General features: G+C 48.5%; 15 protein-coding genes and 1 pseudogene. 9 read left to right on the top strand and 7 right to left on the bottom strand.

Features of this window, described 5'->3' with window-relative positions:
- Positions 1-50: 50 nt before the first annotated feature.
- From FC652_RS05990 to FC652_RS05980, 3 genes are all read left to right on the top strand, one after another.
- Positions 51-902 carry a LysR family transcriptional regulator gene (locus tag FC652_RS05990; protein WP_176297884.1) on the top strand — a complete coding sequence of 284 codons (852 nt, stop codon included), beginning with the start codon at positions 51-53 and terminating at the stop codon, positions 900-902.
- A 144-nt stretch (positions 903-1,046) separates the two neighbouring features.
- Complete coding sequence (locus FC652_RS05985) at positions 1,047-1,946, top strand: LysR family transcriptional regulator (RefSeq protein ID WP_176297883.1); 900 nt, start codon at positions 1,047-1,049, stop codon at positions 1,944-1,946.
- Positions 1,947-2,089: 143 nt separating this feature from the next.
- The gene (locus FC652_RS05980; RefSeq protein WP_176297882.1) at positions 2,090-4,057 is read left to right on the top strand and encodes an alkyl/aryl-sulfatase; all 1,968 of its coding nucleotides are present in this window, start codon (positions 2,090-2,092) and stop codon (positions 4,055-4,057) included.
- A 107-nt stretch (positions 4,058-4,164) separates the two neighbouring features.
- Here the strand turns inward: FC652_RS05980 and FC652_RS05975 are convergent, their stop codons facing one another.
- Complete coding sequence (locus FC652_RS05975; RefSeq protein WP_038940518.1) at positions 4,165-4,839, bottom strand: hypothetical protein; 675 nt, start codon at positions 4,837-4,839, stop codon at positions 4,165-4,167.
- 27 nt (positions 4,840-4,866) lie between these two features.
- Complete coding sequence (locus FC652_RS05970) at positions 4,867-5,334, bottom strand: cytochrome c (protein ID WP_017421407.1); 468 nt, start codon at positions 5,332-5,334, stop codon at positions 4,867-4,869.
- 121 nt (positions 5,335-5,455) lie between these two features.
- On the opposite strand from FC652_RS05970, the gene FC652_RS05965 reads away from it, so the two are divergent.
- Together FC652_RS05965 and FC652_RS05960 are read left to right on the top strand one after the other, a co-directional pair.
- On the top strand, positions 5,456-6,097 hold the full coding sequence (locus tag FC652_RS05965; RefSeq protein ID WP_176297881.1) for a cytochrome b/b6 domain-containing protein: 642 nt from the start codon (positions 5,456-5,458) through the stop codon (positions 6,095-6,097).
- Positions 6,094-6,522, top strand: coding sequence for a MarR family winged helix-turn-helix transcriptional regulator (locus FC652_RS05960; protein ID WP_176297880.1), 429 nt, complete (start codon positions 6,094-6,096; stop codon positions 6,520-6,522). Before FC652_RS05965 ends, FC652_RS05960 begins: the two co-directional genes overlap by 4 nt.
- An 84-nt stretch (positions 6,523-6,606) precedes the next feature.
- On the opposite strand, the gene FC652_RS05955 is transcribed toward FC652_RS05960, so the two are convergent.
- A complete protein-coding gene (locus FC652_RS05955; RefSeq protein WP_176297879.1) occupies positions 6,607-7,233 on the bottom strand; it encodes a hypothetical protein in 627 nt (208 codons plus the stop codon).
- 39 nt (positions 7,234-7,272) lie between these two features.
- Positions 7,273-7,809 carry a GNAT family N-acetyltransferase gene (locus tag FC652_RS05950; protein WP_176297923.1) on the bottom strand — a complete coding sequence of 179 codons (537 nt, stop codon included), beginning with the start codon at positions 7,807-7,809 and terminating at the stop codon, positions 7,273-7,275.
- A 141-nt stretch (positions 7,810-7,950) separates the two neighbouring features.
- Here FC652_RS05950 and FC652_RS05945 point away from each other — a divergent pair, with 141 nt between their 5' ends.
- Positions 7,951-8,484 carry a dihydrofolate reductase family protein gene (locus FC652_RS05945; RefSeq protein WP_176297878.1) on the top strand — a complete coding sequence of 178 codons (534 nt, stop codon included), beginning with the start codon at positions 7,951-7,953 and terminating at the stop codon, positions 8,482-8,484.
- Between the two features lie 93 nt (positions 8,485-8,577).
- Positions 8,578-9,186: an exopolysaccharide biosynthesis protein gene (locus FC652_RS05940; RefSeq protein WP_176297877.1), complete on the top strand. Its 609-nt coding sequence runs from the start codon at positions 8,578-8,580 to the stop codon at positions 9,184-9,186.
- 63 nt (positions 9,187-9,249) lie between these two features.
- Here the strand turns inward: FC652_RS05940 and FC652_RS05935 are convergent, their stop codons facing one another.
- Entirely contained in the window at positions 9,250-10,254 is a 1,005-nt protein-coding gene (locus FC652_RS05935; protein WP_176297876.1) for a tetratricopeptide repeat protein, read from the bottom strand.
- A gap of 289 nt (positions 10,255-10,543) precedes the next feature.
- Here FC652_RS05935 and FC652_RS05930 point away from each other — a divergent pair, with 289 nt between their 5' ends.
- Together FC652_RS05930 and FC652_RS05925 are read left to right on the top strand one after the other, a co-directional pair.
- A complete protein-coding gene (locus FC652_RS05930; protein ID WP_011081943.1) occupies positions 10,544-10,792 on the top strand; it encodes a DUF3297 family protein in 249 nt (82 codons plus the stop codon).
- 185 nt (positions 10,793-10,977) lie between these two features.
- Entirely contained in the window at positions 10,978-11,235 is a 258-nt protein-coding gene (locus FC652_RS05925; protein WP_176297875.1) for a DUF2999 family protein, read from the top strand.
- Positions 11,236-11,401: 166 nt separating this feature from the next.
- Here FC652_RS05925 and FC652_RS05920 read toward each other — a convergent pair.
- Together FC652_RS05920 and FC652_RS05915 are read right to left on the bottom strand one after the other, a co-directional pair.
- Positions 11,402-12,664, bottom strand: a pseudogene (locus FC652_RS05920) (ABC transporter substrate-binding protein); the annotation flags it as partial.
- An 8-nt stretch (positions 12,665-12,672) separates the two neighbouring features.
- Positions 12,673-14,652: a methyl-accepting chemotaxis protein gene (locus tag FC652_RS05915; protein WP_176297873.1), complete on the bottom strand. Its 1,980-nt coding sequence runs from the start codon at positions 14,650-14,652 to the stop codon at positions 12,673-12,675.
- Positions 14,653-14,691 lie beyond the last annotated feature (39 nt).

Genomic DNA, 14,691 nt, shown 5'->3' with positions numbered 1-14,691 from the left:
CGGATAGTTTTGATACAACCTATTTAAAAATACGATGGATTAGACTCAATATGGATATTGAAGCACTACGCAGTTTTCTTGCTTTTGTTGAGACGGGCAGTTTTACCCGCGCAGCCAAACAGATCAGCCGTACTCAGTCGGCGTTCAGCGCCCAAATGCGAAAGCTCGAAGAAGAAATCGGTGCAGAGCTGTTCATCAAAGAAGGGCGTTATTTAGTACTGAGTGATGCGGGTATTCGCCTCACTTCTCACGCTCGTCAACTCGTATCGCAACATGATCAAACCCTCTCGGAGCTCAAACATTTTCAAGATAAACGCCCGCTGCGCTTGGGCTGCCCTGAAGATTACAACGAGAAAGTGCTCCCCCGCTTGATTGCCCTGCTCCATGAAGCGCAACCCACATGCTCTATCCAAGTCTTCAGTGAGCCGAGCATTGAGCTGAGAAGAAAGCTCGATGCGGGCGAGCTGGACTGCGCCATTTTAACTCGCGCGCCAAACAGTGAAGAGGGCTATTGGCTCACCTCCGATCAAGGGGTGTGGATTGCCAGCCAAACCTTTTGTGTCGAAGCCCACTCCGCCCTGCCCCTCGCTCTTTTTCAAGCAGATTGCAAATACCACGCGGCGGCGATTGATGGCCTCACCAAACGCGGCCAAGCTTTCCAACTACTGGCTTGTTGCAATACCGCATCGGCGCTGCGCGCTTTGGTTGAGCAAGGGCTTGCGATTGGTGCGATGGGAAAACTCAGTATGGGTGACAAAGTAAGGTTGTTAAAGGATTTTCCACCACTGCCTAAGGTCGACATCGTGTTGGCCGTGTCTGCAAAATCGCACCCATTGTTGAGTCAAACATGGCTGAAACAGCTTGAAAAACAGTTCTCTGACAAATTGCTTGCTCGTCATTAGGGGAGGCGTTTTCGCGTCACAAAAACTCGGCTAATTCATTCCTGGAAGCAAAAACAAAAATATAAAGAGACTTGAGCCACGGTGGTGAATCGGTAAAAATCAGTGTTTAGTCGATGCGCAAAATGGGCACAAAGCGAGATGACGATGGATCTAAACTTACTGAAAACCTTTGATGTGGTGATGAAAACGCGCAGCGTAAACGAAGCGGCAGAAACGCTCGGCATTACCGCACCGGCTGTTAGCCACGCCCTGAATCGCTTGCGTGATCAGTACCAAGATCCGCTCTTTATTCGCCAAGGTCGTGGCATTACACCAACGAATTTTGCCATCGAGCTGCATGCCGAGATCCAAGAGCCACTTAGCCTGCTGCTTAATGGCGCTAAATCCCGTCAGCAGTTTAATCCTGACACCAGCCATCGCACTTTTCGTCTCTCCAGTCATAAAGACATCGATTTAATGCTGCTGCCTCCCTTGATGGATCACCTCGCGCAGCACGCTCCAAACGTCAAGCTCTGTGCCGATGTAGAACATTTAGATGAGCGCGATCGCCAAGCGGATTTGCGTACCCGCAAAGTGGACATGATACTCGCCACTGTGCCGTTTGATGAACACGGTTATCACAACGAATTGTTGTTCGAACTGCCTTTGGTGATGGTGTGCCGCCAAGATCATCCACGCATTCAAAACGCCATCACTCATCAACAGTTTTTTGCCGAGCAGCACTTGTTGTGGGAAACCAAAAGGCAAAACCAAGACATCGTTGACTCACTGGCGCTGAAGCCACAACCACAAAGAAACATCGCCTATAAAACTGGTTCCAGCTGCAACGCCATCATGCTGGCAGCACAAACCGATTGGATCTGCGTCACTGGCCAATGGCATGCCGATTTGATGGCCAAAGCGCACCAACTGCAAGTGATGCCGCTGCCCTTTAAGCTTAATAAGTTACCTATCTACATGACATGGCACCATAGCCAGCAACAAGATTCCGGACATCAATGGCTTAAGAGTGCTCTGATGCAAGCCACTGCGACATTTCGTTAACGATGTTGAAGGCTAACGCCAAAGTGGATTAAATAAAACTAAATTTACTTTTAAGGTTTAGCCTATCGATTGTTTAATCCACACTCATTAATCTCTCCTTAACGACGGATGCTCAACGCGCCGCTTTCAGAGAGAGATAAACCATGAAACGACAAAAATCGATTGTATCGCTAGCGATTATCGCCACTCTATTCCCTGCTCTAACGTTCGCAGCCCCAACCAGCAGCGAGCCTAAACAAGCTTCTTCGTTCACCATCGAGAAAAACAACCAACTCAAAAGCTACCTCGACTTCGCCAATCAAAGTGATTTTGAAGATGCCTCACGCGGTTACATTGCCACTTGGCCAGAAAAAACCATCAAAGACGCCAAGGGCAATGTGATTTGGGACTTCAGCAAATACGACTTTGTTGAACAAGATAAGAACATTCAAACCGTCAACCCTTCACTGCTGCGCCAAGCAAAACTGAACAACATCGACGGCTTGTTCAAAGTGAAAGAGGGCATTTACCAAGTACGCGGTTTTGATCTCTCGGTGATGACCTTTATCCGCGGTGACAAAGGTTGGGTAGTGATCGACCCACTCATTTCACCAGAAACCGCCGCGGCAGGGCTGAAATTGCTGCGTGACAAAGTGGAAGATGCGCCGGTAACCGGCGTGATTTTCACCCACTCACACGTTGACCACTTTGGTGGCATCCTTGGCATCACCAGCCAAGAAGCGATTGATGCTGGTAAAGTTGATATTCTTGCGCCAGAGGGCTTTTTCTCTCACTCGATTGCCGAGAACTTGATGGCGGGCAACACCATGTCGCGTCGCGCTTCTTACATGTATGGCAACCTGCTTGAAGCGAGCAGCCAAGGTCAAGTGGACGGTGGTTTGGGTAAAACCACCTCATCCGGTGCGCCCGGCATCGTTAAGCCAACGCACATCGCCAATATCACCGGGCAGAAAATGGCGGTCGATGGTGTGGAACTGGAAGTGATCATGGCGCAGGAATCCGAAGCTCCGTCGGAATTTATGTTCTACTTCCCACAATACAAAACCATGATGGCGGCGGAAGTGATGACGCACACCATCCACAACATCTCGACACTGCGCGGCGCGAAAACGCGTGATGCTTCTTCTTGGGCTGAATACATTGACCAAGCGCTGAAAACTTACGGTGACAAAGCCGATACTATGATCGCCTCTCACCACTGGCCAACCTTTGGCAAAGAGAAGATCCAAACTCAGCTTGAGAAAACGCGCGACATGTACAAGTTTGTCCATGACCAAACCCTGCGTCTCGCCAACAAAGGCTATACGCCAAACGAGATTTCAGCAGAAATTACCCTGCCAGATTCGCTAGGCAAAGAATGGTACAACCGCGGTTACTACGGTACGGTATCGCACAATGCTCGTGCGACGTACGACTTCTACTTTGGTGCATGGTGGGATGGCAACCCAGCCAACCTGAACCCGCTGACACCAACTGAACAAGGCGCAAAATACGTTGAAGCGATGGGCGGTGAAGAGAAAGTGATTGAGCTGGCTGAACAAGCGGTGAAAAACGGTGAATATCGCTGGGCAGTGACACTGCTTAACAACGTGACTTTCTCCAACCCAGACAATATGGACGCTCGCTACTTAGAAGCGGATGCGATGGAGCAATTGGGTTATCAGGCGGAATCAGGCCCTTGGCGTAACTACTATCTTGGCGGTGCGAAAGAGCTGCGCCAAGGCATCAAACCCGTCGCAACGCCAGACACGGCCGCAATTGCTAAGAATATGCCGTTTGATCAGTTCATGAAGTACCTCGGCGTGACGGTAAAACCTGACGCGGCGAATGACCTCGATATCAAAGTGAACATCAATGTCAAAGGCGACGGCAATTACTCGATGGAGCTAAGCAACTCGGTATTGAAATCGTACTCTGGTAGCCAGTTTGATAACGCGGATTTGACCATTAACTTAACCCGCCAAGCGTTTGAGAAAATGCTGACCAAGCAAGCGACACTGCAAGATCAGGTCAAAGCCGGTGAGTTTAGTGTTTCAAACCAAGCGCAGTTCCAAACGCTGATGTCGGTCTTTGATAAATTCGACATGTGGTTCGGTGTGGTAACACCATAAGAGTAGCCCTATAAAGGTAGCCCCACTCTAACGACAAAGCCCGCGAGTCACATCGCGGGCTTTTTGTTGTTCTTAGCCATTCTTCGGCAAGGAGTCTCACCACGGATTTACAGCTTGCTCATGTTGATCTTTTTTCCAAGATACACAACGTCTACATCGGCATAGCCCAGTCGAACTGCTTCAAACTGTTGGCTCATCTTCAGGGCATGCTCTGCATCTTGTGCTAAGACGGCCACCAAGTAGGTCGGACGAATCACGTCAGTGTTTATCGCTTGCGTATTAATATAAGACGACGTCACCGTACCCACTTGATTGAATGTTATTACACGCTGGAGATCGATACCCAAAACTCTGTCTATTTCCAACGGCTCAATCCCTTCCTTCCAAGTGAAAGTCAAACCATAATTATTGTGCTCTGGCGTATTGTCTAACCACTTCGCCCCTAACAGTTGGATAGCATTAATTTTCACTAGCTCTTGTTCAAAGAAAGGTAACGTCGCCAATTCATCACGCACAGCCTGTTCGCTCTCACCTTGCATAACAAATTGCAGTATCTGAAATTTTTGTTCGCCAATTGCTGAATCACGTACAAACATATCTTTTATTTTTCCCTCTTCAATGAAACGGCTAAACGCAGCTCGTTGTTCCGGAAATTGGGATAGAACTTGTGAGAAATCTTGCGTATTCCATTTGAGTTCAACGCCATAATCATACGCGTAAGCGCTGTTTAATCCTGCCAATAGCATGGTGGTTAGCAAAACAAATTTAGTGATAATTTTCATAACTTTACTCTCTATTTTATATTGTTATTACCAACGCGAACGATACGTTCGGTGGCAGCTTTGACATGTTGCTTGCGCCGTTTTTAGTCCTTTTTCGGCCAAGTCAACATCGTGGCTCTGGCTGGCTTTCAGCACGATGGCATAACCTTCGCGCATCTCAGAGAGCAGCTGTTCAAACTTCCCTGGATTACGCCAAATGCTCTCTTTTGCCTTACTGCCTTGATGGCTATTCGCCACAAAAGTGGCTGGCAACAACTCGCTGTTAGCCACCAAACGCTCGCTCACAGCCAATAATCCTTGCCAATCGACATCTCGCTCATTGAGTTGTCTTTTGGCCGCTTTGGTGTCGTTTTCGATCGTTTTGAAAGCCTGTTGTCTCATTTCGATAGATGATTCCACATCTCCAACACTGCTTTGCTCGGCACTGACGGTGACAGCGGTCAGTGTCAGAGTGAGTGCAATACCAACGGTTTTTTTCACATTTTTAAAACTCACGTTCTTCTCCTTGATGATCTTCAATACATTCGATGAAACTTAATTTACACAACAACTGTTGCGTACACAACAGTTGTTGTGTAAATTAACGTCAATGTCAATCACAGCGGAAATCAACACGATGAAAAAAGTTACAGTTTGGGATCTTGGAACACGCCTATACCATTGGCTTCAAGCGGCCATTTTCATTGGACTTATGGCCACAGGAACTCGCGGAGAAGGACCTCATCTTCAACTTGGGCTAATTCTCTTTACGCTGTTGCTGTGGCGAATCTGCTGGGGATTTGTGGGCAGTGATACCAGCCGATTCAGTCATTTTGTTACCCGTCCACGCAAGGTAATTCTCTATTTGCTTGGCAAACACGAAAGTACCATTGGCCATAACCCACTGGGCGCGTTGATGGTGATCTCTTTGCTTTCAATACTGATGGTTCAATGCCTGACAGGAATGATCATGAGCGGCCTATTCGATGGGTTTACGGTAATTGGACTTACTCTGCCAGAAAACATTTACGACATAGCAGCGCTGATTCATCACCAATTGGCAAACCTTTTGCCTCTGCTCATTGCTGTGCATGTGGCAGCCATCATGGTGTACAAGCTAATGGGGAAACCGATGTTACTGGCGATGCTGACTGGGAAGCAGCACTCTGACACGACCTCTCAACCCGTTTTGTCGAGCAACTTCAAAGCCATACTAGTGCTTATCAGCGCAATATTAGTTACCATGGCAATAGTTGCTACTTCAATGGTGTCATCATGAATCAAGAATTTAATCGCCAGTCCAGTTTTGGTTGGCTTATCAATGTCATCGCCAATCACGCGACAAAAGAGTTCGATAAACGTCTAAAAGAGCATGGGCTCACCGTGGCTCTATGGCCAACATTGATGTGTTTGTGGGAAAAAGAAGGCGTGACTCAGCGCGAAATTGCACAAATGTCCAAAGTGGAAAGCTCCACAACCACCCGCACTCTCGACAAACTGGAAACGCTTGGATTAGTCGAACGCCAACCCGATCCAGAGAGTCGCCGCTCATTTCGCATTTTTCTCACTGACAAAGGAAAAGCATTAAAGAGTGAAGTGATCCATCTGCCCGTTGAGGTGAATGAGTCCTTATTATCAACGTTAGCTGATAGCGAACAGGAAGCTCTACTGAGTGCGCTACAGAAATTGGTTGATGGCATTTAACGTCTGGCCAACACCACGCAAACAGCCCGCTATAATGCGGGCTGAAGTGAATAGGTACAGTGGCTAATACACATTTATCATGCATTACACCATTCCCTTGACCGTCATCATCAAGAAACCACAAAAAGCGGCATTGTTGATCGCCAAGCTTGGGTCGACACAATCCCTCATCGCTAATATTTGCTCACGATAGCGGCAATAGAACGCATAGCTTGGATCCGGTTTGTAGATCAAATCTGGCAGCTCAAAGAAGCCGATCACGCCTTTCGCTGTAGTCGGTTTGACAAACACTTCATCCATCGGGGCATAGTAGTTGGGCAAGATCGTCATCAGTGACCACTTTGCTAGCTGCGCGGGTTTGAGCAAAGAGTGCATCATATTAAAGCCATACTCCTTATCACCATGCAGCATATCTTTCAGCGCATAGGCATAGCTTTCTCGCTCGTCATGGCTCATTCCCTTAACCCAATCACGGAGTTTAGGTTTTTCAAAAACCGACACCATGGAGGAGCGAGTGATGGTTTTCACCATATTCTCGGCCACTAACTGAGGCTGACTGAACGCTTCTGGCGCAAAGAACGCTTGCGCCTGCTGGACACGCTGTGGCATTTGGTGCTTCTTGCCGATTTTCACCATTTGGGGATGCTCAAACCCGCCCGGATAGTGAAGAAGAAACGCCTCCTCGGCGGCTTTCAAACGCTGCATATTCATCATTGTTCCTTTTTATCGCGTTAGTAACTGGATTACCGATCACCAAAATTGCGGATCACAAAACGCCGCCACACACGTCACAGGCCCTTTTAAAACGGGCAGTGCTTCACCTGTTAGCGACTGTGCTTGCCAGCCGTGGGGAAATTGCAACGAGTACGGCGCAGCGATGGTTTGGGTATCAACAGGGACAAAACCTGTCTTGTGATAAAAGTTCGGATCCCCATACGTGACGGCAACTTCAACGCCTTGTGCTTTGATCTCCTGCAAGCCGAAAGCAATTAACGCTTGTCCAATTCCTTGACCATGATAGGAAGTGGCCACCGCAACTGGAGCCATCACAAACACGGGCGTACCACAGGGGTAATGCAAGCGAGTAAACAAAATCGCGCCCACCACCGCTTCACCCTCCGCTGCGATATAGATAAAAAGATCGTCATTGTGCGTTCGCTCGATCAAATTCGACGCCAGTTGGCCAATCAACTGCCCTTCAGCTTCACCTTCCGAATCGGTAAAGGTTTGACAAAAAAGTGTTTTTATCGCTTCAATCGCGCTCTTATCTGCTAAGGTATAGTGCATCGGGGGATCCTGTATCACAACAAACGTGCCGTCATTATAGCGGATTTCCCATCCCAAATTGGGACGCTGCACACCATACTGACAGTGATTGTCAGTGGGTTGTGACACACTCTGCCCTCAATCACCTACAGGAGAAAATCGATGTCCAACATTGTCTACATTGCCACCAGCTTAGATGGCTATATCGCAGGACCAAACAACGAAATGGACTGGCTGCATCAAGTGCCAAATCCTGATGGATCGGATTTTGGCTTTGCCGATTTTATGGCCAGTGTTGATGCGTTGGTGATGGGCAGAAACACCTTTGAAATGGTGCTCAGTTTTGGCGTGGAATGGCCTTACAACAAGCCGGTTTTTGTGTTGAGTAATACCTTGAAAAGTGTGCCAGAAGGCTATCAAGACAAGGTATTTTTGGTGCAAGGGGCGTTGCCAACGGTTATTGAACAGCTACACCAACAGGGCTATCAACGCCTTTATATCGATGGTGGAAAAACCGTACAGAGCTTTTTGGCCAAGGATTTGATTGATGAGATGATCATCACCACCATTCCTGTGCTGTTAGGTGCTGGTATTCCCCTGTTTGGCCGCTTACCAAAGGCGTTGAACTTTAAGCATATTCATGCTGAACGCTTAGCGGACCACATGGTGAAAAATCACTATGTCAGAGTGCGTTAAATAACATACAAAAAAATCAACAAGAAGAATTGATGCGAAAGGCAATCTCCCCTACGATGGGCGCGTTAAAAACACCAATAAGGACATTCAATTTTGGAACCACAAGGAGATGACAACAAGACGCTATTTGCTGTACCAGAAAACCAGCGTAGCAGAACATCCGATGTCATCGTTGAGCTGATTAAACAAGCTCAATCTCCCGGAATTACCTTGAGAAACTTAACCGATCGATTGGGTGACCGAACCTTCGGTATGTTACTCATGCTCATCGCATTATTTAATGTCCTTCCGCTCGTTTCGATTATTGGCGGAATCTTGATAGCAACACTCGGGTTGCAGATGATTTTGGGGCGGAGAAAAGCGTGGCTACCAAGGGTCATTTTGGATAGAGAGCTGCCCAACGAAAAAGTACAAGCGATTCTTCGAGCGTTCGAGCCCAAGGTACGTAAACTTGAGCAGTATATCTACCCTCGAATTCAGTACATGGAAGCGCCCGTCGTCGATCAAGTGAACGGTTGTATTATTCTGCTACTCGGTTTACTGATATCGCTGCCTTTCCCATTTACCAACATCGCGCCGGCCTTTGTAGTGATGATCATGGGGCTTGGTTTGATGGAACGTGACGGTTTATTGCAAATTGGCTCATTCTTACTGGGGATGCTGTCCATCGGTGGAATTGGCTATTTTTTGATTCTTTCTTAATAAAAAAGAGGACTGTACTCAGTCCTCTCTTACTGCCGATAAGGTCAAAACCAAGCGCAACTCTTATAGCGTTTCTTCAATCGCTTGTTGATATTCGCTAGATTGAACAAGCTGCTTTGCACTCATCTTGCCTTTTAGATCTTCTATCGCTTGCTCTGCTTCTTCATAACCATAATCGTAGGCAATGTTGTACCACGCCAACGCTTTGACGTAACTGCGATCCACTCCGAAGCCATTGAAATAAAAAGAGCCAATCATAAACTGACTGTATTCATCTCCCCACTGAGCGGCCTGTTGGAAGTACTCCATCGCACGCTTGTAATCCGCCGCTTTGATGCCGCATCGCGACATATAGCGAGAGTCCGAATAGACTTTACCCATCATAGCGTAGGCATTGACTTCCCCATCTTGCTCAATCGCATGCTCGAATAAGGTGATGGCCTTTTTACAATCAGGAAGCACACCTTCGCCATCCAAATAGCTCACCCCTAAGTTATACGTCGCTAACGAATGACCCAGTTCAGCCGCACTCGCGAACCAGTGATTGGCAGCCTTAAAATCTTGGGTAACCCCTAAACCATCGTTGTACGAAAATGCCAGCTGGAACATGGCCTCTGCATTCCCTTTCTCTGCAGCGGCCAAATAGTATTGGTTCGCCTTTTTTTGGTCCTGTTCAACACCTTCACCATCAAAATAGATAACGCCCAGTGAATAGAGCGCGTTTGCATCCCCTTGCTCTGCCAACTGCAAATAGAGAGGAAGTGCTGCTTGATAGTTTTCTTCACCATAATAATGTTCTGCCAACGCACTGATGGCGTCTGCGAACCCCATTTCGGCAGATTGTTTTAAATACTTCAAACCTTGATCCGCATTTTCTTGCATGATCGAGTCGTACATTAGAATCTCTGATGCTTCGAACAACAAAACGGGTTCTTTCGATCCTTCTGCTTTTTTAAGCAAAACAAGGATCTCTTCATCAAATTCTTCTATTGAAAGATCATAAGCATAAGTGACAGGAACAAGCAGAAGAGGGAGAGCGGCAATCCACGCGGTACAACGACGTGTCATAGTTAAAATCGTCCATAATGATTTTAGAGAGGAAGCTCATTATAGCCTTAATGAAATATTAAACTGAACTCTTATTGTAACAATTGCTTTTCATTTGGTGCTCTGCACAGCTCGCCTCTAACCTGCGTACTAGAGAGCGTGAAAGAAATCGGGGCGATGTTTTCTCAGCGCAAGGCGGCTTTTTCCTTCGTGCAAACTTGCCCAGCCACGTTCCGCAAGCAGAGAGCTTGAACAGAGCGCTGGCTCTGTCTACAATGGCGCACTTTTTAGCGATTTCAGGTTAAAGAACATGAACGATACAACTGCAAAACCAGCACTTCCAGACCGTCTATCGGGCAACGCACGTAGCCCATTCTTCGTAAAAGAGTGCTTTGATCACCAAATCGGTATCCGTTTTAACGGCAAAGAGCGTAACGACGTTGAAGAATACTGTGTTAGCGAAGGTTGGATCAAAATCGCTTCTCCAAAAGCGAAAGACCGCTACGGCAACCCAATGCTGATCCAACTGAAAGGTACGGTTGAAGCGTACTACGTGTAATTCGCACGTTTCACGCGAACGCCTCAGTTCCAATGCAAAAGCCCAAGTGGAGAGACTTCTCAACTTGGGCTTTTCTATTTGTGTATCCAAATAACTCATGTTGTCGTGAGTGAATCAAGGTTCACGCCAGCCATTGCCAATGTTAGAATTCACGACTATTTCATTTGGTAATAAAAGGAACTGTGATGAACCCGATTCTAGGAATGTTGAAAGAGAACAATATCAGCGACGAGCAAATCAACGAGCTATTTCAAACCCTAACGCAGAACCCACTGGCCGCTATGGCGACCATCGCGCAACTCGGCTTACCTCAAGAGCAACTGCAAATGCTGATGGCGCAAGTGATGCAAAATCCTGCGCTGATTAAAGAAGCCGTGGAAGAGCTTGGGCTTGATTTCTCTAAAGTGGAAGAAGCGAAAGCAAAACTGCAACAGCCTCAATAAACCACCCGTGTTCAGGCTGCTGAGTAATAGAAAGCGGCCTGAAACAGCCGCTTTTTGCCCAACCCCAGAGTCGATGTTATTCGGAAAGGCTCTCTTCTCCTTCAACCGAAACGACAGCCGATTCTGCAACACTGACGCTTGATGTTGCCAATGGCGTCGCCGCTGAACATTGGCATTCCTGACCTTTGGCTTTGCTGTTTTTATGGGGTGCATACCAATTTTTTAGCCCGTTTTCTAAGCGCGTCGCCGCCGCTTTCGGTGCCATTTTACCGAGCAGCACCGCTTGGCTTACTTCCGCCAGTTCATCCCCTAGCTTAGGCTGACCACGGGAGAGAATTTGCGTGGCCACACGTATGGTGGAATCACATTGGTCGCGCCACTCCATCATTTCGCGCGCCGCAGGATTGCTCACCTCAAAGAAGTGGTTTGAAAGCGAGAAAAAGCCCGGCAAAGAGTTGGTATAAAGCTCTGCAAACTGTGGCGTGGTCAGCCATTGCAAAAAGGCCATCGCCGCTTGTGGATTCTTACTGGCCGGATTCATCCCCATGCCGATGTCGGTATGGTCAGTGAAAAAACAGCCATCGCCCTGATTGGTCACCGGTGGCGGCATCACGCCAAAGTCGAGTTTGTCGGTAAAAGGGGCGATCTCCCACGAGCCTGCGACATAAAACGCCGCCTTGCCGGAAGTAAACAGGTCATTGGTGGCGCCATAATCTCGGTTTTCCCCACCCGTTCCTAAGTAGCGACGCCAACGCGCCAGCTCTTCAAACACCTGCACGTATTGCCCATCATCTAAACGCTCTTGACCATTAATCAGCGCTAAGCGGCCATCTTCACCTTTCCAGTAATTCGGCCCAATGTTTTGAAAGCCCAATTCGGACGAAACCCAACTCTCGCTGCCACTCATCGCCAAAGGCACATAACGCCCATCGGCTTTCACTTTGTCGAGGACAGAGAAAAATTGGTCACGCGTTTTTGGCACACTCAAACCAAGCTGATTGAAAATCTGCTTGTTATAAAAGAAACCGTGAATCACCGATGCCATTGGTACACAAAACGTTTGCGCGCCGGAATCGGTTTGCCAAGGTGCTTGTGCAAAGCTCGGGAAATTCTCCATCCCAGCCATTTCGGTAATCTCGGCCAGATGCCCCGCTTTAAAGAGCGCTAAGGAATCATCAAAAGGACGGCAAGTAATCAAATCACCCGCTTTCCCCGCTTTAAGGTTTTCCCACAACGTCGGCATGTAGTTGACGTTTTTCACCGGACGGAAGGTCACTTTGATGCCCGGATGTGAAGCTTCAAACGCTGGAATGATTTTCTGCTCCCACAACGCCTTGTCATCCGCTCGCCAACTTTCAATCACCAACTCACTTGCTATGACTTGGCTACACACTAGGAGACCCAGCGCTCCAATCCACTTGTTGATCATACGCCCTCCTAAACCTTGAAATGTGCGATCAGTTGTTGCTGTTTGGCCGCTAAATCCGCCAACACTTCGCTGCTGCTGGCCGATTCTCTCGCTTCACGCTCTGTCTCGTGCGCCACTTCTGAAATGCCCGTGACGTGGTGTGCAACGCTCTGGCTCACTAAAATCTGCTCTTGTGCGGCATGCGCTACTTGATCGGCCATCTCTTTGATCGCGCTCATGCGCTCGGCGATCGATTGCAGCGCCGTGTCCATCTCTCGCGTCTGCTCCACACACGTTCGCGTTTGATCTTGGCTGCGTCCCATCACCTCAACCACTTCCTTACTGGAGTGTTGAAGGTTCTCAATCATTTTCTGGATCTCTTCGGTTGAGGTTTGCGTGCGTGTTGCGAGGGCACGAACTTCATCGGCCACCACCGCAAAACCGCGCCCTGCATCCCCCGCACGCGCCGCTTCGATCGCCGCGTTGAGTGCCAGTAAGTTGGTTTGCTCCGCGATGCCACGAATCACGTCCAAAATGCTGCCAATGTTGTTACTGAACTCACCCAGCTTGTGCGTGATACCCACAGCAGCTTCCATGTCATGAGCCAGCTGCTCGGTGATTTTGCGCGTGTTGGCCACTTTCTGGCGGCCACTTTTCGCTTCGGCATCGGCACGATCCACTTCATCTTTCGCCCCATCGGTGGAGCGAGCCACCTCCGTTGCGCTCACCTCTAGCTCGGTAATTGCCGCAGCCACTTGGTCTGTCTGGCTTTTCTGCTCTTGCACCCGCGCCATGGCCCGCTCGCTGATTTCCGCCGAACGGCTCGCTTCATCCACTAAGTGACGAGAACCGGCGGTAATTTGCGACAATAATTCCCCCGTTTTGTCCGCCAACATGTCAATGGATCGTGAAAGCTCACCAAACTCACAGCCCGTTTGATAATTGATGCGCCGCGTCATATCCCCTTTGGCCATGTAGGCGAGCTCTTTGTTGATCTTCTGTAGTGGGTTTTTGATGCTCATTGCGGTGGTATAACCGATGATCAAAGCCACGGCGGCAGAAATCGCCGAGACCGCCATGATCCAGAAGTTGGCACTGCTCACCGCTTCATCCGCCAACGTTCGGCTGCGCTCTGCAATGGTGCCCGCCGCTCTGGCCATGTCATCCAATTTTGCCAAGCTGTTGGAAAGGCTGGTATCCACCTGCTGGTTTTGAATCACAAGATCGTTTTCCAGTTGCTGAGCTCGGCGCATGGTTTCAAGTAAGCCTTGCTTACCCAGCGCCAGCTCTTGCAAGCGATTGAGGTTCGCCACATAGCGTGCTTTGACATCTTCTGGCACTAATACGCGCTCAAGGCGTTTGCGCGCCATCTCAATATCTTTACTCAGTACCTTTTCGAGTGCATTGAGATCGGTTTTAGCATCGGCACGGCGAATATTTTTCAGATCTCGCGCAATCCCAGAGGTGATCAATTCCGCTTTATTGCGCATGGAGCGTTGGCTAGAGCTCTGTTGCAAAAGCAAATCCGCTGCCCATTGATAGGTATCTTCAAGACGAATAAACGCAATTTCGAGTTCACGACGTTTGACTAAGGCATCCACCCACTCGCCATGTTTCGCCAGCACCTTATCCGAATCGACGTAAAACTGATTGGTTGCCTGCAGCACTTGCTGGAACTGTGCTTGGCTCTCTGATGCTGATGTGAACTGATTCATCTCTTGGCTTAACTCACGAAAGCGTGCTTGCTGCGCTTTAAAACGGCTAGAAAACTGTGGTAACTCGCTCGCCTCCTCACTGGCTCGATACTCCAAAACCCAACGGTTACTCTCTTGCAGTGCTTCCTTCAGCCCCGCGACCGCCACCACCAAAGGGGTCGCACGATCAGAAACTTCAGACAAACCGTCATTAATCCCTTGAATTTTAAGGGTACTGATAACCCCCAACAGGATGAGCAAAAGGAGCATTAACACGAATCCAGCGGAGATCCGCTGCACGATAGATAAGCTCATGAACATATCCTCACTGATGCATGAAAAGATAAATTAAAC

The sequence above is a fragment of the Vibrio sp. 05-20-BW147 genome, from assembly GCF_013369385.1.
GTDB classification, from domain to species: domain Bacteria; phylum Pseudomonadota; class Gammaproteobacteria; order Enterobacterales; family Vibrionaceae; genus Vibrio; species Vibrio floridensis.
Note: the sequence above shows the minus strand (reverse complement) of the source record. Positions and strands in the feature narration are given on the sequence as shown.

Excerpts from the sequence above, each read along its gene's own strand:
- FC652_RS05980 (WP_176297882.1), top strand. The coding sequence starts at position 2,090 with ATGAAACGACAAAAATCGATTGTATCGCTAGCGATTATCGCCACTCTA.
- FC652_RS05915 (WP_176297873.1), bottom strand. The coding sequence starts at position 14,652 with ATGAGCTTATCTATCGTGCAGCGGATCTCCGCTGGATTCGTGTTAATG.
- FC652_RS05960 (WP_176297880.1), top strand. The coding sequence starts at position 6,094 with ATGAATCAAGAATTTAATCGCCAGTCCAGTTTTGGTTGGCTTATCAAT.
- FC652_RS05965 (WP_176297881.1), top strand. The coding sequence starts at position 5,456 with ATGAAAAAAGTTACAGTTTGGGATCTTGGAACACGCCTATACCATTGG.
- FC652_RS05930 (WP_011081943.1), top strand. The coding sequence starts at position 10,544 with ATGAACGATACAACTGCAAAACCAGCACTTCCAGACCGTCTATCGGGC.
- FC652_RS05985 (WP_176297883.1), top strand. The coding sequence starts at position 1,047 with ATGGATCTAAACTTACTGAAAACCTTTGATGTGGTGATGAAAACGCGC.
- FC652_RS05955 (WP_176297879.1), bottom strand. The coding sequence starts at position 7,233 with ATGAATATGCAGCGTTTGAAAGCCGCCGAGGAGGCGTTTCTTCTTCAC.
- FC652_RS05935 (WP_176297876.1), bottom strand. The coding sequence starts at position 10,254 with ATGACACGTCGTTGTACCGCGTGGATTGCCGCTCTCCCTCTTCTGCTT.
- FC652_RS05950 (WP_176297923.1), bottom strand. The coding sequence starts at position 7,809 with ATGCACTATACCTTAGCAGATAAGAGCGCGATTGAAGCGATAAAAACA.
- FC652_RS05975 (WP_038940518.1), bottom strand. The coding sequence starts at position 4,839 with ATGAAAATTATCACTAAATTTGTTTTGCTAACCACCATGCTATTGGCA.
- FC652_RS05990 (WP_176297884.1), top strand. The coding sequence starts at position 51 with ATGGATATTGAAGCACTACGCAGTTTTCTTGCTTTTGTTGAGACGGGC.
- FC652_RS05945 (WP_176297878.1), top strand. The coding sequence starts at position 7,951 with ATGTCCAACATTGTCTACATTGCCACCAGCTTAGATGGCTATATCGCA.
- FC652_RS05925 (WP_176297875.1), top strand. The coding sequence starts at position 10,978 with ATGAACCCGATTCTAGGAATGTTGAAAGAGAACAATATCAGCGACGAG.